Raw genomic sequence first — 20,786 nt, forward strand, 5'->3', positions numbered from 1 at the left:
ACCTTAGAACTGAAGGCCAGCTTCACGGGCAGCATCTGCCAGTGCCTGGACACGACCATGATATTGGAACCCGGAACGGTCAAAGGAAACATTGCTGATGCCTTTTTCCAGAGCGCGTTCAGCAACAGCTTTACCTACAGCTGCAGCGGCGTCTTTGTTACCGGTGTACTTCAATTGTTCTGAGATAGCTTTTTCTACAGTAGAAGCAGCTACCAGAACTTCAGAACCGTTCGGTGCAATTACCTGTGCGTAAATATGACGCGGGGTACGATGTACCACCAGGCGAGTTGCACCCAGCTCTTTGAGCTTGCGGCGTGCGCGGGTCGCACGACGGATACGAGCAGATTTCTTATCCATAGTGTTACCTTACTTCTTCTTAGCCTCTTTGGTACGCACGACTTCGTCGGCGTAACGAACACCCTTGCCTTTGTAAGGCTCAGGACGACGGTAGGCGCGCAGATCTGCTGCAACCTGACCGATCAGCTGTTTATCAGCGCCTTTCAGCACGATTTCAGTTTGAGTCGGACATTCTGCAGTGATACCGGCCGGCAGCGGATGCTCAACAGGGTGTGAGAAGCCCAGAGACAGGCCTACTGCATTCCCTTTGATAGCTGCACGATAACCTACACCAACCAGCTGAAGCTTTTTAGTGAAGCCTTCGGTAACACCAACAACCATTGAGTTCAGCAGGGCACGCGCGGTACCAGCCTGAGCCCATCCATCCACGAAACCATCACGTGGACCGAAGGTCAGAGCGTTATCTGCATGTTTAACTTCAACAGCTTTGTTGAGGGTACGAGTCAGCTCGCCGTTTTTACCTTTGATCGTAATAACCTGACCGTCGATTTTTACATCAACGCCGGCAGGAATAACGACCGGTGCTTTAGCAACACGAGACATTCTTTCCTCCGATTAGGCTACGTAGCAGATAATTTCGCCACCAAGACCAGCCTGGCGCGCTGCACGATCAGTCATAACACCTTTAGAGGTAGAAACAACTGCGATACCAAGACCAGCCATAACTTTTGGCAGCTCATCTTTTTTCTTATAGATGCGCAGGCCTGGGCGGCTGACACGCTGAATGCTTTCTACAACAGCTTTACCCTGGAAATACTTAAGAGTAAGTTCCAGTTCCGGCTTGGTGTCGCCTTCAACTTTAAAATCTTCGATAAAACCTTCTTCCTTCAGCACGTTGGCAATTGCCACTTTCAGCTTGGCGGAAGGCATGGTGACCGCAACTTTGTTCGCGGCCTGACCGTTACGGATACGGGTCAGCATATCCGCGATCGGATCTTGCATGCTCATCTGTCTTTACTCCCGTGATTCAATTGGTAATTACCAGCTAGCCTTTTTCAAGCCTGGCACTTCACCGCGCATGGCGGCTTCACGCAGTTTGATACGGCTCAACCCAAACTTGCCCACATAACCATGTGGACGACCTGTTTGACGACAGCGGTTACGCTGACGAGACGGGCTGGAATCACGCGGCAGAGACTGCAGCTTGAGAACCGCATTCCAACGATCTTCGTCGGAAGCGTTCACATCAGAAATGATCGCTTTCAGTTCAGCGCGTTTAGCGAAGAATTTATCAGCTAAAGCTACGCGCTTTACTTCGCGTGCTTTCATTGATTGCTTAGCCATTCAGTAACCCTACCTTACTTGCGGAACGGGAAGTCAAAGGCAGCCAGCAGAGCACGGCCTTCTTCGTCAGATTTCGCAGTAGTGGTAATGGTAATATCCAAACCACGCACGCGGTCGACTTTATCGTAGTCGATTTCTGGGAAGATGATCTGCTCACGGACACCCATGCTGTAGTTACCACGACCGTCGAAAGACTTAGCGGACAAGCCACGGAAGTCACGGATACGTGGAACAGCAATAGTGATCAGGCGCTCAAAGAACTCCCACATGCGTTCGCCACGCAGAGTTACTTTACAGCCGATCGGATAGCCCTGACGGATTTTGAAGCCTGCAACAGATTTGCGTGCTTTGGTGATCAGCGGTTTTTGACCGGAGATTGCTGTCAGGTCAGCTGCTGCGTTATCCAGCAGTTTCTTGTCAGCGATCGCTTCACCAACACCCATGTTCAGGGTGATCTTCTCGACCCGAGGGACTTGCATGACAGAATTGTAGTTAAACTCAGTCATGAGTTTGTTAACTACTTCGTCTTTGTAGTAATCATGCAGTTTCGCCATCGTACTACTCCAAATTACTTGATAGTTTCGCTGTTAGACTTGAAGAAACGGACTTTTTTGCCGTCTTCGAATCTAAAGCCTACACGGTCAGCCTTGCCGGTAGCCGCATTGAAGATTGCAACGTTAGAAACCTGAATAGCAGCTTCTTTTTCAACGATGCCACCTGGTTGGTTCAGGGCCGGAACCGGCTTCTGATGTTTCTTAACCAGGTTGATACCTTCAACGACAAGTTTGCCGGAAGACAGAACATTTTTTACTTTACCGCGTTTACCTTTATCTTTACCGGTTAACACGATAACTTCGTCATCACGACGGATTTTCGCTGCCATGATTCGCTCCTTAGAGTACTTCTGGTGCCAGAGAGATAATTTTCATGAACTTCTCAGTACGAAGTTCACGAGTTACCGGCCCAAAGATACGCGTGCCGATAGGCTGCTCGCTGTTATTGTTTAAAATAACGCATGCATTACCATCGAAGCGAATGACAGAACCGTCAGGGCGACGAACACCCTTCTTGGTGCGCACCACTACCGCCTTCAGCACATCACCTTTTTTGACCTTACCACGTGGAATTGCTTCCTTGATGGTGATCTTGATGATGTCGCCTACGCCTGCGTAGCGACGGTGCGAGCCACCCAGAACCTTGATACACATTACGCGACGTGCACCGGAGTTGTCGGCGACGTTCAGCATAGTCTGTTCTTGGATCATTTTAGTGCTCCGCTAATGTCAACTACTACCTGAGACTCTAAAATCAGAGCCGTTAAAAAGCCCCATATCGAGGGCGCGGCATTATAACACCGCTTCTGCAATATGGGTAGAAAAAATAAACGGCTCATCGCTGAGCCGTTTATTCGTATTGAGAAGGCGTACTGTATTACAGAACCGCTTTCTCTACAACGCGAACCAGCGTCCAGGACTTAGTCTTGGACAGTGGACGGCATTCACGGATTTCAACCTTGTCGCCGATACCACATTCGTTGTTCTCGTCATGTACGTGCAGTTTGGTCGTACGCTTGATGAATTTACCGTAGATCGGGTGTTTCACAATACGTTCGATAGCTACAACAATGGATTTCTCCATTTTGTCGCTAACAACACGACCTTGCAGAGTACGGATTTTATCGGTCATTACGCACCCGCCTTCTGAGTCAGTAAAGTCTTAACGCGTGCAACATTGCGACGCACTTGCTTCAGCAGGTGAGTCTGTTGCAGCTGGCCACTTGCAGCCTGCATACGCAGGTTGAACTGCTCACGCAGCAGGTTCAGCAGCTCAGCGTTCAGCTCTTCAACGCTTTTTTCACGCAGCTCTTTTGCTTTCATTACATCACCGTCTTAGTTACAAAGGTGGTTTTGATAGGCAGTTTCGCTGCTGCCAGGCCGAAGGCTTCACGGGCCAGCTCTTCCGGAACACCGTCCATTTCATAAAGGACTTTGCCCGGTTGGATCAAGGCAACCCAGTACTCCACGTTACCTTTACCTTTACCCATACGAACTTCCAGTGGCTTCTCGGTGATCGGTTTGTCCGGGAATACACGGATCCAGATCTTACCTTGACGCTTAACTGCACGGGTCATTGCACGACGTGCTGCTTCGATCTGACGTGCAGTCAGACGACCACGGCCAACAGCTTTCAGACCGAAAGTGCCGAAGCTAACATCCGTACCCTGCGCCAGACCACGGTTGCGGCCTTTGTGCACTTTACGGAATTTTGTACGCTTTGGTTGTAACATCAGCGACGCTCCTTATTTACGGCCTTTACGCTGCTGCTTTTTAGGTTGAGCAGCCGGTTTTTCCGGTTGTTCAACAGCAGCCATACCACCCAGGATCTCACCTTTGAAGATCCATACCTTAACGCCGATTACACCGTAAGTGGTGTGCGCTTCAGAGGTGTTGTAGTCGATGTCAGCACGCAGAGTGTGCAGCGGTACGCGACCTTCGCGGTACCATTCGGTACGTGCGATTTCCGCGCCGCCCAGACGGCCGCTAACTTCAACTTTGATACCTTTAGCGCCCAGACGCATTGCGTTCTGTACAGCACGCTTCATAGCACGACGGAACATAACACGACGTTCCAGCTGTGAAGTGATGCTGTCAGCAACCAATTTAGCGTCCAGTTCAGGCTTACGAACTTCAGCGATATTGATCTGTGCAGGAACGCCAGCGATATCCGCCACGACCTTGCGCAGTTTTTCTACGTCTTCGCCTTTCTTACCGATAACGATGCCAGGACGAGCAGTGTGAATAGTCACACGGATGCTCTTCGCTGGACGCTCGATAACGATACGAGATACAGACGCTTTAGCCAGTTCCTTAGTCAGGTACTGACGTACTTTAAAATCGCTGTCCAGGTTGTCAGCGAATTCTTTGGTGTTCGCAAACCAGGTAGAGTTCCATGGTTTTACAATACCCAGGCGAATACCATTAGGATGTACTTTCTGACCCATTGCTAGTCTCCAGAGTCTCAGCGATCGGACACAACCACAGTAATGTGGCTGGTGCGCTTCAGGATGCGATCTGCACGACCTTTCGCACGCGGCATAATGCGCTTCATGCTTGGGCCTTCATCTACGAAAATTTTCGCGACTTTCAGATCGTCGATGTCAGCGCCATCGTTGTGTTCAGCGTTAGCAATGGCAGATTCCAGTACTTTCTTGACCAATACCGCAGCTTTCTTGTTGGTATAGGTCAGGATGTCCAGGGCCTGCGACACTTTCTTACCGCGAATCAGGTCAGCAACAAGGCGAACCTTCTGAGCAGAAGAACGAGCATGGCGATGTTGAGCTAAAGTTTCCATCTCTTCCTCCTACCTTATTTCTTCTTCGCTTTTTTATCAGCAGCGTGGCCGCGATAAGTACGAGTCGGTGCGAATTCACCCAGTTTGTGACCAACCATTTCGTCGGTAACAAAGACTGGAACGTGCTGACGACCATTATGGACAGCGATGGTCAAACCGATCATGTTAGGAAAGATCGTTGAACGACGGGACCAAGTGCGCAGGGGCTTCTTGTCTCCGCTTTCCACCGCTTTCTCTACCTTCTTCAGCAAGTGCAGGTCAATAAAAGGACCTTTCTTGAGAGAACGTGGCATGGCTTATCCTCTAAAATTATTTGCTACGGCGACGTACGATAAATTTATCAGTACGCTTGTTGCTGCGGGTCTTCTTACCTTTGGTCTGAACGCCCCACGGAGTTACCGGGTGCTTACCAAAGTTACGACCTTCACCACCACCATGTGGGTGGTCGACTGGGTTCATCGCAGTACCGCGAACGGTAGGACGAACACCACGCCAGCGTGCAGCACCTGCTTTACCCAGAACGCGCAGCATATGCTCAGCATTGCCAACTTCGCCCAGAGTAGCGCGGCAGTCTGCTTCGACTTTACGCATTTCACCAGAACGCAGACGCAGGGTGACATAAGCACCATCACGAGCAACGATCTGAACGTAAGTACCAGCGGAACGTGCCAGCTGACCGCCTTTACCTGGTTTCATTTCTACGTTATGAACGGTAGAACCAACCGGGATATTGCGCATCGGCAGGGTGTTGCCTGCTTTGATTGCAGCATCAACGCCAGACTGAATCTGGTCGCCAGCTTTCAGGCCTTTAGGGGCCAGGATGTAACGGCGTTCGCCGTCTTTGTACAGAACCAGCGCGATGTTCGCGGAACGGTTCGGATCGTACTCAAGACGTTCAACAACTGCTGGGATACCGTCTTTGTTGCGTTTGAAGTCAACAATACGATAAGCCTGCTTGTGGCCACCACCGATGTGACGAGTGGTGATACGGCCATTGTTGTTACGACCACCGGATTTGCTGTTTTTTTCCAGCAACGGAGCAAAAGGTTTGCCCTTGTGCAGCTCAGGGTTAACCACTTTAACTACGTGGCGACGACCCGGAGATGTCGGTTTACATTTAACAACTGCCATTGTATTACTCCTCCGACTTACTCAGCGCCGCCAACGAAGTCCAGATTCTGGCCTTCTTTCAGGGTGACGTAAGCTTTTTTCCAGTCGCTACGACGACCGATACGCTGTCCGTGACGTTTAACTTTCCCTTTAACTACCAGGGTGTTAACGACTTCGACTTCGACTTCAAACAGTTTCTGCACAGCAGCTTTGATCTCTGCTTTGGTCGCGTCTTTAGCAACTTTGAGAACGATGGTGTTTGTTTTTTCCATCGCAGTAGACGCTTTTTCAGAAACGTGCGGTGCGCGAAGCACCTTCAGCAGACGTTCTTCACGAATCATGCCAGCATCTCCTCAACTTGCTTAACAGCATCAGCAGTCATTACGACTTTGTCGAAGGCGATCAGGCTAACCGGGTCGATACCAGTCGCATCGCGTACGTCAACCTTGTGCAGGTTACGTGCGGCCAGGAACAGGTTCTCGTCCAGCTCACCGGTGATGATCAGCACATCTTCCAGAGCCATGTCTTTCAGTTTCTGTGCCAGCAGCTTAGTTTTAGGCGCTTCAACAGAGAACTTCTCGACAACGATCAGACGATCCTGACGTACCAGTTCGGACAGGATGCTTTTCAGCGCGCCGCGGTACATCTTTTTGTTAACTTTTTGACTGTGGTCCTGTGGACGCGCAGCGAAGGTCACGCCACCTGAACGCCAGATCGGGCTCTTGATAGAACCTGAACGCGCACGGCCGGTACCTTTCTGGCGCCATGGCTTTTTGCCAGAACCAGTTACTTCAGCACGAGTCTTCTGAGCACGAGTACCCTGACGAGCACCAGCTGCATAAGCAACAACAACCTGGTGAACCAGCGCTTCGTTGAAATCACGACCGAAGGTAGTTTCGGAAACAGTCAGCGCGCTCTGCGCGTCTTTCAATACTAATTCCATTGCTATCCCCTTACGCCTTCACAGCTGGTTTAACGATCAGGTCGCTACCGGTTGCACCCGGAACTGCACCTTTAACCAGCAGCAGGTTGCGCTCAGCGTCAACACGTACTACGTCCAGGCTCTGAACGGTCACACGTTCGTTACCCAGCTGACCTGCCATTTTCTTGCCTTTGAACACTTTGCCCGGAGTCTGGTTCTGACCGATAGAACCCGGAACGCGGTGAGACAAGGAGTTACCGTGGGTAGCGTCCTGGGTACGGAAGTTCCAGCGCTTAACGGTACCAGCAAAACCTTTACCTTTAGAGGTACCGGTTACGTCAACTTTTTTAACGTCAGCAAACAGCTCAACGCTAATGTCCTGACCTACGGTGAACTCTTCGCCTTCAGCAAGACGGAATTCCCACAGACCACGGCCAGCTTCTACGCCAGCTTTAGCGAAGTGACCCGCTTCTGGTTTGGTTACACGGTTAGCTTTTTTAGCACCAGTGGTCACCTGAACAGCGCGGTAGCCATCGTTAGCCAGATCTTTAACCTGGGTAACGCGGTTTGCTTCAACTTCGATTACGGTTACTGGGATTGAAACGCCATCTTCAGTGAAGATGCGGGTCATGCCCACTTTTTTACCGACTAAACCAATCATTGTATCAACCTCTCAATCGCTCGATGACCTGATTAACCCAGGCTGATCTGCACGTCTACACCGGCAGCCAGATCCAGACGCATCAGAGCATCAACGGTTTTCTCAGTTGGCTCAACGATGTCAACCAGACGCTTGTGAGTGCGGATTTCGTACTGATCACGCGCGTCTTTGTTGACGTGCGGAGAGATCAGAACGGTGAAGCGCTCTTTGCGGGTCGGCAGCGGGATCGGACCACGGACTTGCGCACCAGTGCGCTTAGCAGTCTCGACGATTTCCGCGGTTGATTGATCGATCAGACGATGATCAAACGCTTTAAGGCGGATACGGATTCTTTGGTTCTGCATGAGACCAGAGCTCCAATTATTTTATAAACGAAAATGATTACTCCTCAAACCCATTACGATTGATGGGAGAGTGTAACCGTTCTTACGTAGCTCCCCAATTGGGAGCATTGTTGAGTAACAAAATGAGCTACTCTGGTTCTGATTGAACCCGCCGTCAATTACGACAAGCCCGCGCATTATACGTAAATCTGGACAAGACGCAAGTGCCGTTTAGAAATTAAGCGCTAGAGGCGCAGTATGCGTAAGGGCGCGCAACTTTTTACGCAATGTATCCCTTCTCAATACTTTGTCTCGAGCCCCTACGCAATTGTCGTTTTTGTAGATTGCCGACCAGGCCGATCATAGCGAGGATGCGCTCAAACCCTTTTGAGGCCTTTTCCATGTTAACCATCCTCCCCTTTTTGCTGGTCTATTTTTCGCTGACTGCCTTTCTGGTCCGTGCAGATATTCGCTACGGACTGCTTCCTGATAAATTTCTTTGCCCGCTGCTATGGGCGGGCCTGCTCTTTCAGCTCTGCGTCCAACCTGATTTTCTGCCGAGTGCCGTGGTAGGTGCGATGGCTGGATATATCAGCTTTGCCGTTATTTACTGGGGATATCGGTTTATCTGCCGGCGTGAAGGGATGGGATATGGTGATGTAAAATACCTGGCGGCGCTTGGTGCCTGGCATGGCTGGTGCATGTTGCCTGCGCTGGCGTTACTCGCTGCGCTTATGGCGCTACTTTGCATTCTTGTGTTTTCGTTACTCCCCGGCGATAAGGGAGCATTAAAAAACCCACTGCCTTTTGGGCCATTTCTGGCAGCAGCGGGTTTATGCGTAGGCTGGAAGACGGTGGTTACTCTTCCACTTTAATCTGCGACTGAAGGTAGTTCTGCAGACCGATTTTAGCAATCAGATCCAGCTCCGTTTCCAGCCAGTCAATATGGCCTTCTTCATCGGCCAGGATCTGGATCATCATATCGCGACTGACGTAGTCATGTACGCTGTCGGCATAGGCAATGGCTTCACGGAGATCTTTGGCACCTTCAAGTTCCAGCCTGAGGTCGGAACGCAGCATCTCTTCGACATCTTCTCCGATGCCCAGCTTTCCAAGATCCTGCAGGTTTGGAATGCCTTCAAGGAATAAAATACGCTCGATATATTTATCAGCGTGCTTCATTTCATCGATCGATTCATGGTACTCAACGTCGTTCAGACGTTTAAGCCCCCAGTTTTTGAACATTCTCGCGTGAAGAAAGTACTGGTTAATTGCGACAAGCTCATTTCCCAATAATTTATTGAGATAACTTATGATTTTAACATCACCTTTCATTATGTAGTCCCTCCGCTTCCACTCATTGAAGCGTAGATCGGGCTACAGGGATGTCAAAAAAAAGATGGGCGCTTACGCGATCTCTTTGTATTCCGGGATCTGCATCAATTCGTCCTGCATGATCTCTCGCGCAGCACGTACACATTTACCGCATTGATTTCCCACTGGAACAAATTTGCGTAGCTGCTGAAATGACTGAGGCTGAAACTGACGAACGGCCTGACGTATTTTCTTGTCGCTTACACCATTACATAAACAAACGTACATAGAGACTCCCGTTCAAATTATGCGCAAAGTGTAAGTGAGAATGGTTATGATTACAATAGCACAAACGCCACAATACGGGGCGGGAGCAGGCAAAAAATGCGTAATTTTGTGACAGTGCCTGAGCGGCAGAAAACAAAAAAGGACGCCGAAGCGTCCTTTTTTTATTCGGGGATAATTAATTAGCCCAGAACTTTAGCAACAACGCCCGCGCCAACGGTACGGCCGCCTTCACGGATTGCGAAACGCAGACCGTCATCCATCGCGATTGGGTGGATCAGAGTCACAACCATCTTGATGTTGTCGCCTGGCATTACCATCTCAACGCCTTCTGGCAGTTCGATGGTACCGGTCACGTCAGTTGTACGGAAGTAGAACTGTGGACGGTAGCCTTTGAAGAACGGAGTATGACGGCCGCCTTCGTCTTTGGACAGGATGTACACTTCAGATTCGAACTTGGTGTGTGGCTTGATTGAGCCTGGCTTCGCCAGAACCTGACCACGTTCGAGCAGTTTGCGGAACATTTCAACGCCAGTACAGGTAGACTTCGCAGTCTCTTTGATACCAACGATTTCAACTTCTTCGCCAACTTTGATGATACCGCGCTCTACACGACCGGTAACAACGGTACCACGACCGGAGATGGAGAATACGTCTTCGATTGGCAGCAGGAATGGCTTGTCAATCGCACGCTCTGGTTCTGGGATGTAAGAATCCAGGAAGCCAGCCAGTTCGATGATTTTCGCTTCCCACTCAGCTTCGCCTTCCAGCGCTTTCAGAGCAGAACCACGAACGATTGGGGTATCGTCGCCCGGGAAATCGTACTGAGACAGCAGTTCACGAACTTCCATCTCTACCAGTTCCAGCAGCTCTTCGTCATCAACCATGTCGCATTTGTTCAGGAACACGATGATGAAAGGAACGCCTACCTGACGACCCAGCAGGATGTGCTCACGAGTCTGAGGCATTGGGCCGTCAGTCGCAGCAACAACCAGGATCGCGCCGTCCATCTGCGCAGCACCGGTGATCATGTTTTTAACATAGTCGGCGTGGCCTGGGCAGTCTACGTGTGCGTAGTGGCGAGTCGGGGTGTCATATTCAACGTGGGAAGTGTTGATGGTGATACCACGAGCTTTTTCTTCTGGTGCGTTATCGATCTGGTCGAATGCACGAGCAGAACCACCGTAGGTTTTAGCCAGAACGGTAGTGATTGCAGCAGTCAGGGTAGTTTTACCATGGTCAACGTGGCCGATAGTACCAACGTTGACGTGCGGTTTTGTACGTTCAAATTTTTCTTTAGACACGGCTATATTCCTTACTATAGTGCTCTCCCCTGTGGAGAGAGCACGGGACTTAGGTTTTAATCCTGTGGATTACTTACCACGGGCTTCAATAACGGCCTGAGCAACGTTGTTAGGCGCATCATCATACTTCAGGAATTCCATGGTGTATGATGCACGACCTTTGGTCAGAGAACGCAGCTGAGTTGCATATCCGAACATTTCAGACAGCGGAACTTCAGCGTGGATCTTAACGCCAGTTACTTCGGATTCCTGACCACGCAGCATACCGCGACGACGGCTCAAGTCACCGATAACGTCACCGGTGTTCTCTTCAGGAGTTTCTACTTCAACCTTCATGATTGGCTCAAGCAGAACTGGTTTTGCTTTCTTAAAGCCTTCTTTAAAGGCAATAGACGCAGCCAGTTTAAACGCCAGTTCAGAGGAGTCAACGTCGTGGTAAGAACCGAAGTGCAGACGAACACCCATGTCAACAACCGGATAGCCAGCCAGAGGGCCCGCTTTCAGCTGTTCCTGGATGCCTTTATCAACGGCTGGGATGTATTCGCCAGGAATTACACCACCTTTGATGTCGTTGATGAACTCGTAACCTTTCGGGTTAGAGCCCGGCTCCAGTGGGTACATGTCGATCACAACGTGACCGTACTGACCGCGACCACCAGACTGCTTAGCGTGTTTACCTTCAACATCGGTAACTTTCGCACGAATCGCTTCGCGGTAAGCAACCTGAGGTTTACCCACGTTCGCTTCAACGTTGAATTCACGCTTCATACGGTCAACGATGATGTCCAGGTGCAGTTCACCCATACCAGCGATGATGGTCTGGTTAGATTCTTCATCAGTCCATACGCGGAATGATGGGTCTTCTTTCGCCAGACGGCCCAGAGCCAGACCCATTTTTTCCTGGTCAGCTTTGGTTTTTGGTTCAACTGCGATGGAGATTACCGGCTCAGGGAATTCCATACGCTCCAGAATGATCGGGTGATCCGGGTCACACAGGGTGTCACCAGTGGTCACGTCTTTCAGACCGATAGCTGCAGCGATGTCGCCCGCACGAACTTCTTTGATCTCTTCACGTTTGTTAGCGTGCATCTGTACGATACGGCCAAAACGTTCACGCGCCGCTTTCACGGAGTTCAGGATGGTGTCACCGGAGTTAACCACACCAGAGTAAACGCGGAAGAAGGTCAGGTTACCCACGAATGGGTCGGTAGCAATTTTGAACGCCAGTGCAGAGAATGGCTCTTCGTCGCTTGCGTGACGCTCAGCCGGAGTATCTTTACCGTCGTCCAGGATGCCGTTGATCGCAGGAACGTCAACCGGGGATGGCAGGTAGTCAACTACCGCATCCAGCATCGCCTGAACACCTTTGTTCTTGAACGCAGAACCACAGGTTACCAGGATGATTTCGTTGTTCAGAACGCGCTGACGCAGAGCTTTTTTGATCTCTTCTTCAGTCAGTTCTTCACCACCCAGGTATTTCTCCATCAGCTCTTCAGAAGCTTCAGCAGCGGATTCGATCAGGTTCTGGTGCCATTCGTCAGCCAGGTCCTGCATTGCAGCTGGGATATCTTCGTATTCGAAGGTAACGCCCTGGTCTGCATCGTTCCAGTTGATGGCTTTCATTTTCACCAGGTCGATAACGCCGGTGAAGCCTTCTTCTGCACCAATTGCCAGCTGCAGCGGAACAGGGTTCGCGCCCAGACGGGTTTTGATCTGGCCAACAACTTTCAGGAAGTTAGCACCCATACGGTCCATTTTGTTAACGAACGCGATGCGTGGAACTTTATATTTGTTCGCCTGACGCCATACGGTTTCAGACTGTGGCTGAACACCACCAACTGCGCAATAAACCATTACCGCGCCGTCAAGAACACGCATGGAACGTTCTACTTCGATGGTGAAGTCAACGTGCCCTGGGGTGTCGATGATGTTTACGCGATGCGGTTCGTACTGCTTAGCCATACCTGACCAGAATGCAGTAGTCGCTGCGGAGGTGATAGTGATACCACGCTCCTGCTCCTGTTCCATCCAGTCCATGGTGGCTGCGCCGTCATGAACTTCACCGATTTTATGGTTTACACCGGTGTAGAACAGAATACGTTCGGTAGTAGTGGTTTTACCGGCGTCGATGTGCGCACTGATACCGATGTTACGGTAGCGTGCGATGGGTGTTGTACGAGCCATTTGATTCCTCGTTTATATCTTTAGGCGTTCAGTTAAGTTACCCAGAGCGGGCGGCTTCTCTGAAGCGCCCGCCTGGTGACTAAGACTCCGAAGGGATTACCAACGGTAGTGTGCGAACGCCTTGTTGGCTTCTGCCATACGGTGAACGTCTTCACGTTTCTTAACTGCAGTACCTTTGTTGTCTGCAGCATCAGAAAGTTCGTTCGCCAGACGCAGAGCCATGGATTTATCACCGCGTTTACGAGCAGCTTCAACGATCCAACGCATTGCCAGAGCATTACGACGAACCGGACGAACTTCAACTGGAACCTGATAAGTAGAACCACCAACACGGCGGGACTTAACTTCTACGGTTGGGCGAACGTTGTCGAGAGCGACTTCGAAAGCTTCCAGTTCATTTTTACCAGAACGCTGAGCCAGGGTCTCAAGCGCGCTGTATACGATTGCTTCTGCAGTAGATTTTTTACCATCTACCATCAGGATATTTACAAATTTTGCCAGCAGTTCTGATCCGAATTTCGGATCTGGAAGAATTTTACGCTGACCAATGACGCGACGACGTGGCATGGGAATACTCCGTTGTTAATTCAGGATTGTCCAAAACTCAAAGAGTTTAGTGTGACATTAAGATAAATCAGTTTGGCCTTACTTAACGGAGAACCATTAAGCCTTAGGACGCTTCACGCCGTACTTGGAGCGAGCCTGCTTACGGTCTTTAACACCTGAGCAGTCCAGCGCACCACGAACGGTGTGGTAACGAACACCCGGAAGGTCTTTAACACGACCGCCACGGATCAGGATCACGGAGTGCTCCTGCAGGTTGTGACCTTCACCACCGATGTAGGAAGTCACTTCGAAACCGTTAGTCAAACGCACACGGCATACTTTACGCAGTGCGGAGTTTGGTTTTTTAGGAGTGGTGGTATATACACGAGTACATACGCCACGTTTCTGCGGGCAGGCTTCCAGCGCAGGCACGTTGCTTTTCGCAACTTTGCGTGCACGTGGTTTGCGTACCAGCTGGTTAACTGTTGCCATTAAATAGCTCCTGGTTTTAGCTTTTGCTTCGTAAACACGTAATAAAACGACCTCATACAATATGAGGACGCGAAATTTTAGGGCTACGTCGAAAAGGTGTCAAGAAATATACAGCGATCTCAAATCACCAGTTCATTTGACTGGCGTGCGTCACAGTAAGATTGACGAAATCAGTATAGCCAACCACGTCAATTTTGGCTGAAATTTGACCAGAAAGACCCCGCGCATCCAGATCGTCCTTCAGCGCAGAGACTGTTATGGGGGCATTCGTGAGAATTTCAACGAAACGACTGCCGTCCAGTGCGGCAAGCACGCCATCCTGAATCAGCAGCAGGTCATCACCTTCGCGCAGCATACTCAGTAACGCGTCGATATCACATTGCCACGGTGAATGGCTCAGAGTATGGAGCATGTCAGCCTCAGAAAGTCAGAACGGTGTCGTAGTGGGAAAGGTGCTCGCGCAATGCAGCAGAAGACAGGACTGTCACATCCAGCACGAAAGGCGTTGCCTCGTTTAAACCGCGCGCGGCAAGGGAGTCAGCACAGACATAGAAGGTTTCGATATCGTAAAGCGGTAATACTTTGAACGTCGCGATGTAATCACGCGCCAGAATGGCCTGAGGCTGTTGCCCCGCCAGAAGCTGGAATACGCCGTCGCTCAAAAAGAAGACACCGATATCTTCGGTCAATGCTGAGGTCGCGAGCAGCGCATCCAGCCCTTCTCTGCCGGACGCATTGCCGTGCGGTGCGGAGGAAAAAACAAACGCGACACGCTTCATTAGAATTGCACCACTCTGTCGCAGGTTAACGCCGCCTGTGCCAGCGCGCCCAGGCCACTCAACGAAAAGCCGGGCTGCAGGTTAGAACCCGATAAACCAAGACGCGCGGCTTCGGTTGCATCGGTCACGCCGCGGCGCAGTGCCGCCGCCACGCAGATGTGCAGTTCTACGCCCTGCTTTTCGTTTAATGCCTGCCAGGCGCGCACCAGATCGAACTCGTCGCTCGCCGGTGACGTAAACTGATTCGCGTTATACACCCCTTCCCGATAGAAGAAGACGCTCGCCAGCTCATGTCCGGCCGTCAGTAGCGCATGCGCAAACTGCAGCGCGCTGCTGGCCTGCTGAGTGCCGTACGCCGGGCCTGTCACCATTAAAGCAAAACGCATTACTTGTCTTGTCCCAGGAAATCGCCGCTTTTGAACTGGCGAATATAGAGGTAGACCGTGTGCTTGGAGATGTTCAGACGATCGGCCACCTGGTTGATGGCGTCTTTAATATCAAAAATCCCTTTTTCATAAAGATTGAGCACGATCTGACGATTCTTGGCGTTGTTTGAGACGTTGCGATCGGCATTCACCTCTTCAATCGTAAACTCAAGCGTCTGGGTCACCAGATCTTCAACGGAGGAGGCAAAGTTAACAGAAGAGCCAACGTCCGGCGTTTCTGGCGGAATAAAGGTGCTCATGATTTGCGAGAATGGCACATCAAGGTTCATGTTGATGCACAGCAGCCCAATAACACGATGTTCGCGGTTTCGAATCGCGATGGTTTCTGATTTCATCAGCACGCCGCTTTTGGCGCGGGTGAAATAGCATTTTGAGACGCTGCTGTCCGCGCCGGTCATGTCATGCAGCATACGCAATGCAAGGTCGGTAATTGGCGAACCAATTTTACGGCCAGTATGCTCACCATTCGCAATGCGGATGGCGGAACACTTCAGATCTTGCAGGGAGTGCAATACGATTTCGCAGTGGGAGCCAATGAGCATCGCTAACCCGTCCACTACCGCTTCGTAGGATTTCAGAATATCGAAGTCGGTCTGATCGAAAGGACGTTGATCCAGCAAATCAAGTTCACTGGTTTCGTTGGTTAAAAGCGACCTGGACATGAAAAAAACACTCCTTTTCAGGAGCCTGTCGTTAGGTTTTCAGGGCAGGCTCATTATCTACACGGACAACTAAATTAATACAGCGTGCGTAGCGCTTTCCAGTGTTAATTATATCTGCCCCACAATAAAAAAACCGCCGCCTGAAAGGCGGCGGTTTTTTTTTCAACATTACTTCTTAGCAGCAGCGGCTTTATCGTCAGCCGGTGCGTCTGCTTTCGCATCCGCTTTCGGTGCCGGTTTGATATCCAGCAGCTCTACGTCAAAGACCAGCGTAGAGTTAGCAGGGATACCCGGAACGCCGGTTTTGCCATAGGCCAGATCCGGTGGGATAACCATCTTGATCTTGCCGCCTTTCTTGATGTTTTTCAGGCCTTCAGTCCAGCCAGGGATCACACCATCCAGACGGAAAGAGAGCGGCTCACCGCGGGTGTAAGAGTTATCGAACTCTTTACCGTCGATCAGCGTACCTTTGTAGTTCACAACAACGGTATCGCTGTCTTTAGGCGCATCGCCGGTGCCTTCTTTCTCAACTTTGTACACCAGGCCAGTAGAAGAGGTTTTCACACCCTTCTCTTTAGCAAACGTATCGCGGTAGGCTTTGCCTTTCGCTTCGTTGTCTTTAGCGTCCGCGTCCATCTTGGTCTGCGCGGCACCCTTCACGCGCGCTTCGAACGCCTGCAGAGTCTGTTCAATTTCCTGGTCAGACAGCTTGCTCTTATCTGCAAATGCGTCCTGAACGCCCGCTATCAGCTGAGCTTTATCCAGTTTGATGCCCAGTTTCTCTTGTTCTTTCAGAGAGTTTTCCATGTAACGGCCCAGAGATGCGCCCAGTGCATAGGCGGATTTCTGGTCGTCATTTTTGAACGCCGCTTTGCTGTCTGCAGTGGCAGCAGGCTTCGCAGCAGTATCAGCAGCGAATGACAGCGGCGCGTTCAGCGCAACAGCCATCGTCGTCGCCAGCAGCGTTACTTTAAACAGTGATTTCATCCATATCTCCAGGGCCTGGGGACTCTCACCCCAGCGTTAAACGTAAATGAGTTACGTACTATAAAACGTTGCGGAAGAAATCTACAGACAGACACTTCCAATTCTCGCCACTTTTCAGACTATTTTTGTTTAAATAAGTTTCCTGCCAAAGGGATGCAGACTGTACTTAAGGATAAACTCAGTTAAACTGCGCCGCCGCAGGGCCATTATGGCGAATCTGAAATAAACGAGGTGAATGATGAAGGATACAGCAATAGAAGCGAGAATGGCTGAGCTGGAAAGCCGCCTGGCTTTTCAGGACATCACCATCGAAGAGCTAAACCAGACCGTGACCGCACATGAGCTCGAAATGGCAAAGCTACGGGATCATATGCGCCTGCTGACGGAAAAGCTGAAGGCCACGCAGCCGTCAAACATTGCCTCTCAGTCAGAAGAGACGCCACCTCCTCATTATTGAGGCGTAAAAAAAGCGGGATTATTATCCCGCTTTTTTATTTTCCGCATGACGGAATTAGTGGCAACCGCAGCCGCCGTTACCGCAACCACCTTTACCGTGGTCGTGACCATGGTCGTGATCGTGGCCGTGACCACCGCAGCAGCCGTCGTGGCCGTGATCGTGGTCATGGTCGTGACCGTGCGCACCGTGAACGTGGCCATGAGCCAGCTCTTCTTCGGTTGCTTCACGGATCGCAACGACTTCTACGTTGAACTTCAGGTTCTGGCCAGCCAGCATGTGGTTACCGTCAACCACGACGTGGTCATCTTCCACTTCGGTGATTTCAACAGGTACCGGGCCCTGGTCAGTTTCAGCCAGGAAGCGCATGCCAACCTGCAGTTCGTCAACGCCCATGAACACGTCTTTAGGAACGCGCTGAACCAGGTTGTCGTCATACTGACCGTAAGCGTCGTTCGCGCCTACAGCAACGTCAAATTTGTCGCCAACTTCATGACCTTCCAGCGCGTTTTCCAGGCCGGAAATCAGGGAACCGTGACCATGCAGGTAGTCAAGCGGCGCACTCACCGGAGACTCATCAACCAACACACCGTCTTCTGTACGTACCTGATAGGCCAGGCTGACCACCAGGTCTTTTGCTACTTTCATGATATCTCCTGAGCGTGGGAAAATTGCTGGCGCAGATTGTAGCGGAAATCTGCACCCGTGTACCCTTTAGCTTAAAAAAACTCAGGGCATATCGCTAGTCCGGATGAAAAATCCCGATAACTTGCTCTTCTTTGCGAACGTGATCGCGGGCCTCTTTATCGGCCTCACGCATCTGGTGACCGCACTTAACACACTCAACAACATCAACATTATTTTCCCGCCACATCGCCAGGGTATCTTGCGCCTGGCAGGTCGGGCATTTTGCACCCGCGATAAAGCGTTTACGTACAGCCATCTTTCTTTACCCTTTATTCAAATTCATCCCAGCCATCAAGCTGGCGCCGTTCCTGCTGCATCTCTCGCTGGAAGATCTCCTCCAGCTCGCGACGCGCTTCCCGCACGCGGGAGATCTGCGCCGTATCGGTATGTACCGGCATCAGCTCGCGCAACATCCGCATATCCAGCCGGCGGAAGTGCATCTGGGCGCGCTGCGCCTGATGCGGATGCATGCCGAGCGAGATCAGCGCCTTACGGCCCAGCTCCAGCGCACTGGAGAACGTCTCACGGGAGAAGTGTTTCACACCCGCCTGCAACAATTCGTGAGCTTCAACACGTCCCCGCGCACGCGCCAGAATATGCAGATGCGGGAAATGCTGCTGGCACAGATCCACCAGCTTCATCGTGTCTTCCGGATCGTTACAGGTAATCACAATGGACTCTGCCGCTTCGGCCCCCGCCGAGCGCAGCAGCTCGAGCTGGGTCGCATCGCCGTAGTAAACCTTATAGCCATATTTGCGCATCAGGTTGACCGCGCTGATATCACGCTCCAGTACCGTAATGCGCATTTTGTTCGCCATCAGCAAACGCCCGATAACCTGTCCGAAGCGGCCAAAGCCCACCACAATCACCTGCGGCTTGTCGTCTTCCACCCACGGCGCTTCGTCTTCATCGTCTGCCGGGTTCAGGCGGCGCGACAGCAGTTTATCCACCAGCTTCATCAGCAGCGGCGTGGTCATCATAGACAGCGTGACCGTCACCAGCAAAAGCGCCATCTGATCGTCTTTAAACAGCTTCTGAGAGGAGGCGGTAGAGAACAGCACAAACGCGAACTCGCCCCCCTGACTTAACACGCTGGCAAACTGCATGCGTTCCGAACTGCGCAGCCCGTAGATACGCGCCATGACGTACAGCACCAGCATCTTCACCGCCACCAGGATGGCGACGCTCACTACTACCCATAGCAGATGGGTATAGAGCACACCTAGGTTAAGCGCCATCCCCACCGAAATAAAGAACAGGCCTAACAGCAGCCCTTTGAAGGGATCGATGGCAATTTCCAGCTCGTGCCGATACTCGCTCTCCGCCAGCAGCACCCCGGCGATAAAGGTCCCGAGCGCCATCGACAGCCCCAGCGCGTCCATAAACAACGCCGATCCCAGCACCAGCAGCAGCGTCGCGGCGGTAAACACCTCGCGAACGCCCGACGCGGCTATAAAGCGGAACACGGGACGCAGCAGGAAACGACCGCCGATCAGCATGCCCGCGAAGGCCAGCACCTTCATGGCAATTTTCGCCCAGTCGAAGTGATCGTCCCCGGAGCCCGCCAGCAGCGGCACCAGCGCCAGCGCCGGGATCACCGCCAAATCCTGGAACAGCAGCACCGAGAAACCCAGCTGACCGGCTTCGTTACGGTTCATCCCTTTATCGCGCATCAGCTGCAGCGCCATTGCCGTCGACGACATTGCAAGGCCGATTCCGCCTATCACCGCCGCTTGCCAGGAGAAATTCGTCAGCATTAACAGGCCACCCAGAATCGCGGCGCTGAACAACACCTGCGCGGCGCCCACGCCAAAGATAGAGCGTCTAAGCTGCCATAATTTCGAAGGATTCAGCTCAAGGCCGATGATGAACATCAGGAACACCACGCCCAGCTCGGAGAAATGGAGAATCTCATCCACATCGCTGATGAATCCCAGCCCCCAGGGACCAATCGCGATCCCCGCCAGCAGATAACCCAATACCGCACCGATACCAATGCGTGCAGCAAGCGGTACCGCGACGACGGCCGCAAATAAAAACAGCACCCCGGCGAGGAGCAAATTCGATCCTTCCATTAACGACCTCCTGCCGGAATCGGTGACGCGAGCCATTCACCGTAGGCTCTGGCGTGGCTTGCCAGTTCTTTCGGATCCTGACGCCGCGCCCAGTAGACAATAATCGGGCTCATCCAGTGCATACGGCACATGGCCGCCGTCAGTTCGAATGGCCTGAGGATATCGCTCATCGGATAACGGTTCAGCCCGTCGTGACGGTAAGCGCTTTCTGGCTCACCGGTCGTGATGACGCTACGCCAGTACTTTCCCGCCAGCTGGTTGCCCCCCACCCCGCTGGAAAAGCCCCGGCTCAGCACGCGGTCCAGCCACTCTTTCAGCAGCGCCGGACAGCTATAGGTATAAAGCGGATGCTGGAACACAATCACGTCATGCTGACGCAGCAGCTCCTGCTCGTAAGGGATATCAATAAAGAAATCAGGATAGTGCGCGTAGAGATCGTGCACCGTCACGTTACTGAGCTGTGTGGCCGGCTTAAGCAGTACCCGGTTTGCCACCGAGTCCTGAGATTCCGGATGGGCATACAGCAGCAGCACTTTTGCTGTCTGAGACATCATTCCCCTCCC

Annotated in this window: 35 protein-coding genes; 2 read left to right on the plus strand and 33 right to left on the minus strand. The window is 51.7% G+C overall.

The genetic code is table 11. The annotated features are described in order from the left end of the window. Positions 1-3: 3 nt before the first annotated feature. From rplR to rpsJ, 18 genes are all read right to left on the minus strand, one after another. Positions 4-357 (minus strand): 50S ribosomal protein L18, encoded by a 354-nt coding sequence (gene rplR / locus LA04_RS19760; RefSeq protein WP_003863297.1) that lies wholly within the window; start codon positions 355-357, stop codon positions 4-6. A 9-nt stretch (positions 358-366) separates the two neighbouring features. Further along, positions 367-900 carry a 50S ribosomal protein L6 gene (rplF, locus tag LA04_RS19765; protein ID WP_003863296.1) on the minus strand — a complete coding sequence of 178 codons (534 nt, stop codon included), beginning with the start codon at positions 898-900 and terminating at the stop codon, positions 367-369. 12 nt (positions 901-912) lie between these two features. Next, positions 913-1,305: a 30S ribosomal protein S8 gene (gene rpsH, locus LA04_RS19770; RefSeq protein ID WP_006178918.1), complete on the minus strand. Its 393-nt coding sequence runs from the start codon at positions 1,303-1,305 to the stop codon at positions 913-915. A 30-nt stretch (positions 1,306-1,335) separates the two neighbouring features. Then, a complete protein-coding gene (gene rpsN / locus LA04_RS19775; protein ID WP_003863291.1) occupies positions 1,336-1,641 on the minus strand; it encodes a 30S ribosomal protein S14 in 306 nt (101 codons plus the stop codon). 14 nt (positions 1,642-1,655) lie between these two features. After that, on the minus strand, positions 1,656-2,195 hold the full coding sequence (rplE, locus tag LA04_RS19780) for a 50S ribosomal protein L5 (protein ID WP_001096206.1): 540 nt from the start codon (positions 2,193-2,195) through the stop codon (positions 1,656-1,658). A gap of 14 nt (positions 2,196-2,209) precedes the next feature. Beyond that, entirely contained in the window at positions 2,210-2,524 is a 315-nt protein-coding gene (gene rplX, locus LA04_RS19785; protein WP_003863287.1) for a 50S ribosomal protein L24, read from the minus strand. A 10-nt stretch (positions 2,525-2,534) separates the two neighbouring features. Continuing rightward, positions 2,535-2,906, minus strand: coding sequence for a 50S ribosomal protein L14 (rplN, locus tag LA04_RS19790; RefSeq protein WP_002919748.1), 372 nt, complete (start codon positions 2,904-2,906; stop codon positions 2,535-2,537). 166 nt (positions 2,907-3,072) lie between these two features. After that, a complete protein-coding gene (gene rpsQ, locus LA04_RS19795; protein ID WP_008503489.1) occupies positions 3,073-3,327 on the minus strand; it encodes a 30S ribosomal protein S17 in 255 nt (84 codons plus the stop codon). Next, complete coding sequence (rpmC, locus tag LA04_RS19800; RefSeq protein ID WP_003863282.1) at positions 3,327-3,518, minus strand: 50S ribosomal protein L29; 192 nt, start codon at positions 3,516-3,518, stop codon at positions 3,327-3,329. Before rpmC ends, rpsQ begins: the two co-directional genes overlap by 1 nt. Continuing rightward, complete coding sequence (gene rplP / locus LA04_RS19805) at positions 3,518-3,928, minus strand: 50S ribosomal protein L16 (protein ID WP_002919759.1); 411 nt, start codon at positions 3,926-3,928, stop codon at positions 3,518-3,520. Before rplP ends, rpmC begins: the two co-directional genes overlap by 1 nt. A gap of 12 nt (positions 3,929-3,940) precedes the next feature. Further along, positions 3,941-4,642, minus strand: coding sequence for a 30S ribosomal protein S3 (gene rpsC, locus LA04_RS19810; protein WP_000529945.1), 702 nt, complete (start codon positions 4,640-4,642; stop codon positions 3,941-3,943). A gap of 17 nt (positions 4,643-4,659) precedes the next feature. Then, complete coding sequence (rplV, locus tag LA04_RS19815; RefSeq protein ID WP_002919773.1) at positions 4,660-4,992, minus strand: 50S ribosomal protein L22; 333 nt, start codon at positions 4,990-4,992, stop codon at positions 4,660-4,662. A 14-nt stretch (positions 4,993-5,006) separates the two neighbouring features. Continuing rightward, positions 5,007-5,285, minus strand: coding sequence for a 30S ribosomal protein S19 (gene rpsS, locus LA04_RS19820; protein WP_001138117.1), 279 nt, complete (start codon positions 5,283-5,285; stop codon positions 5,007-5,009). Between the two features lie 16 nt (positions 5,286-5,301). Then, positions 5,302-6,123, minus strand: a complete 822-nt coding sequence (gene rplB, locus LA04_RS19825) for a 50S ribosomal protein L2 (RefSeq protein WP_000301859.1) — start codon at positions 6,121-6,123, stop codon at positions 5,302-5,304. 17 nt (positions 6,124-6,140) lie between these two features. Continuing rightward, positions 6,141-6,443 carry a 50S ribosomal protein L23 gene (gene rplW, locus LA04_RS19830; RefSeq protein WP_000617546.1) on the minus strand — a complete coding sequence of 101 codons (303 nt, stop codon included), beginning with the start codon at positions 6,441-6,443 and terminating at the stop codon, positions 6,141-6,143. Beyond that, positions 6,440-7,045: a 50S ribosomal protein L4 gene (rplD, locus tag LA04_RS19835; RefSeq protein WP_000424395.1), complete on the minus strand. Its 606-nt coding sequence runs from the start codon at positions 7,043-7,045 to the stop codon at positions 6,440-6,442. The genes rplW and rplD overlap by 4 nt, the downstream gene beginning before the upstream one ends. Before the next feature lie 10 nt (positions 7,046-7,055). Continuing rightward, entirely contained in the window at positions 7,056-7,685 is a 630-nt protein-coding gene (gene rplC, locus LA04_RS19840) for a 50S ribosomal protein L3 (RefSeq protein WP_006178923.1), read from the minus strand. 32 nt (positions 7,686-7,717) lie between these two features. Beyond that, the gene (gene rpsJ, locus LA04_RS19845; RefSeq protein ID WP_001181005.1) at positions 7,718-8,029 is read right to left on the minus strand and encodes a 30S ribosomal protein S10; all 312 of its coding nucleotides are present in this window, start codon (positions 8,027-8,029) and stop codon (positions 7,718-7,720) included. 380 nt (positions 8,030-8,409) lie between these two features. Between rpsJ and LA04_RS19850 the strand changes: the two genes are divergently transcribed. Then, on the plus strand, positions 8,410-8,883 hold the full coding sequence (locus LA04_RS19850) for a prepilin peptidase (RefSeq protein ID WP_047652860.1): 474 nt from the start codon (positions 8,410-8,412) through the stop codon (positions 8,881-8,883). Here LA04_RS19850 and bfr read toward each other — a convergent pair. The 11 genes from bfr to fkpA all read right to left on the minus strand — a co-directional run bounded on the left by bfr (position 8,867) and on the right by fkpA (position 17,007). Then, positions 8,867-9,343 (minus strand): bacterioferritin, encoded by a 477-nt coding sequence (bfr, locus tag LA04_RS19855; RefSeq protein WP_008503492.1) that lies wholly within the window; start codon positions 9,341-9,343, stop codon positions 8,867-8,869. The genes LA04_RS19850 and bfr overlap by 17 nt on opposite strands. 72 nt (positions 9,344-9,415) lie before the next feature. Next, positions 9,416-9,610: a bacterioferritin-associated ferredoxin gene (bfd, locus tag LA04_RS19860; RefSeq protein ID WP_008503493.1), complete on the minus strand. Its 195-nt coding sequence runs from the start codon at positions 9,608-9,610 to the stop codon at positions 9,416-9,418. Positions 9,611-9,789: 179 nt separating this feature from the next. Further along, entirely contained in the window at positions 9,790-10,911 is a 1,122-nt protein-coding gene (tuf, locus tag LA04_RS19865) for an elongation factor Tu (RefSeq protein ID WP_047652861.1), read from the minus strand. A gap of 69 nt (positions 10,912-10,980) precedes the next feature. Next, a complete protein-coding gene (gene fusA, locus LA04_RS19870; RefSeq protein WP_033146789.1) occupies positions 10,981-13,095 on the minus strand; it encodes an elongation factor G in 2,115 nt (704 codons plus the stop codon). Positions 13,096-13,191: 96 nt separating this feature from the next. After that, a complete protein-coding gene (rpsG, locus tag LA04_RS19875) occupies positions 13,192-13,662 on the minus strand; it encodes a 30S ribosomal protein S7 (protein WP_004106370.1) in 471 nt (156 codons plus the stop codon). 96 nt (positions 13,663-13,758) lie between these two features. Continuing rightward, positions 13,759-14,133 carry a 30S ribosomal protein S12 gene (rpsL, locus tag LA04_RS19880; RefSeq protein ID WP_000246815.1) on the minus strand — a complete coding sequence of 125 codons (375 nt, stop codon included), beginning with the start codon at positions 14,131-14,133 and terminating at the stop codon, positions 13,759-13,761. Between the two features lie 124 nt (positions 14,134-14,257). Further along, a complete protein-coding gene (tusB, locus tag LA04_RS19885; RefSeq protein ID WP_033146790.1) occupies positions 14,258-14,545 on the minus strand; it encodes a sulfurtransferase complex subunit TusB in 288 nt (95 codons plus the stop codon). A gap of 7 nt (positions 14,546-14,552) precedes the next feature. Next, positions 14,553-14,912: a sulfurtransferase complex subunit TusC gene (gene tusC, locus LA04_RS19890; protein WP_047652862.1), complete on the minus strand. Its 360-nt coding sequence runs from the start codon at positions 14,910-14,912 to the stop codon at positions 14,553-14,555. Beyond that, on the minus strand, positions 14,912-15,298 hold the full coding sequence (gene tusD, locus LA04_RS19895) for a sulfurtransferase complex subunit TusD (RefSeq protein WP_047652863.1): 387 nt from the start codon (positions 15,296-15,298) through the stop codon (positions 14,912-14,914). Before tusD ends, tusC begins: the two co-directional genes overlap by 1 nt. After that, positions 15,298-16,020, minus strand: a complete 723-nt coding sequence (locus LA04_RS19900) for a helix-turn-helix transcriptional regulator (RefSeq protein WP_003861697.1) — start codon at positions 16,018-16,020, stop codon at positions 15,298-15,300. The genes tusD and LA04_RS19900 overlap by 1 nt, the downstream gene beginning before the upstream one ends. 168 nt (positions 16,021-16,188) lie before the next feature. Further along, the gene (fkpA, locus tag LA04_RS19905; protein ID WP_023309460.1) at positions 16,189-17,007 is read right to left on the minus strand and encodes an FKBP-type peptidyl-prolyl cis-trans isomerase; all 819 of its coding nucleotides are present in this window, start codon (positions 17,005-17,007) and stop codon (positions 16,189-16,191) included. A gap of 238 nt (positions 17,008-17,245) precedes the next feature. Here fkpA and LA04_RS19910 point away from each other — a divergent pair, with 238 nt between their 5' ends. After that, positions 17,246-17,464, plus strand: coding sequence for a protein SlyX (locus tag LA04_RS19910; protein WP_023309461.1), 219 nt, complete (start codon positions 17,246-17,248; stop codon positions 17,462-17,464). A 54-nt stretch (positions 17,465-17,518) separates the two neighbouring features. On the opposite strand, the gene slyD is transcribed toward LA04_RS19910, so the two are convergent. The 4 genes from slyD to kefG form a co-directional block, all read right to left on the minus strand. Further along, the gene (gene slyD, locus LA04_RS19915) at positions 17,519-18,109 is read right to left on the minus strand and encodes a peptidylprolyl isomerase (protein ID WP_014833521.1); all 591 of its coding nucleotides are present in this window, start codon (positions 18,107-18,109) and stop codon (positions 17,519-17,521) included. Positions 18,110-18,203: 94 nt separating this feature from the next. Further along, positions 18,204-18,404: a YheV family putative zinc ribbon protein gene (locus tag LA04_RS19920; protein ID WP_033146793.1), complete on the minus strand. Its 201-nt coding sequence runs from the start codon at positions 18,402-18,404 to the stop codon at positions 18,204-18,206. Positions 18,405-18,417: 13 nt separating this feature from the next. Next, positions 18,418-20,223 (minus strand): glutathione-regulated potassium-efflux system protein KefB, encoded by a 1,806-nt coding sequence (gene kefB / locus LA04_RS19925; protein WP_047652864.1) that lies wholly within the window; start codon positions 20,221-20,223, stop codon positions 18,418-18,420. Further along, positions 20,223-20,774, minus strand: a complete 552-nt coding sequence (kefG, locus tag LA04_RS19930) for a glutathione-regulated potassium-efflux system ancillary protein KefG (protein ID WP_014885493.1) — start codon at positions 20,772-20,774, stop codon at positions 20,223-20,225. Before kefG ends, kefB begins: the two co-directional genes overlap by 1 nt. Positions 20,775-20,786: the final 12 nt, after the last annotated feature.

The organism is Enterobacter sp. UCD-UG_FMILLET (genome assembly GCF_000762975.1).
Lineage (GTDB): Bacteria > Pseudomonadota > Gammaproteobacteria > Enterobacterales > Enterobacteriaceae > Enterobacter > Enterobacter dykesii.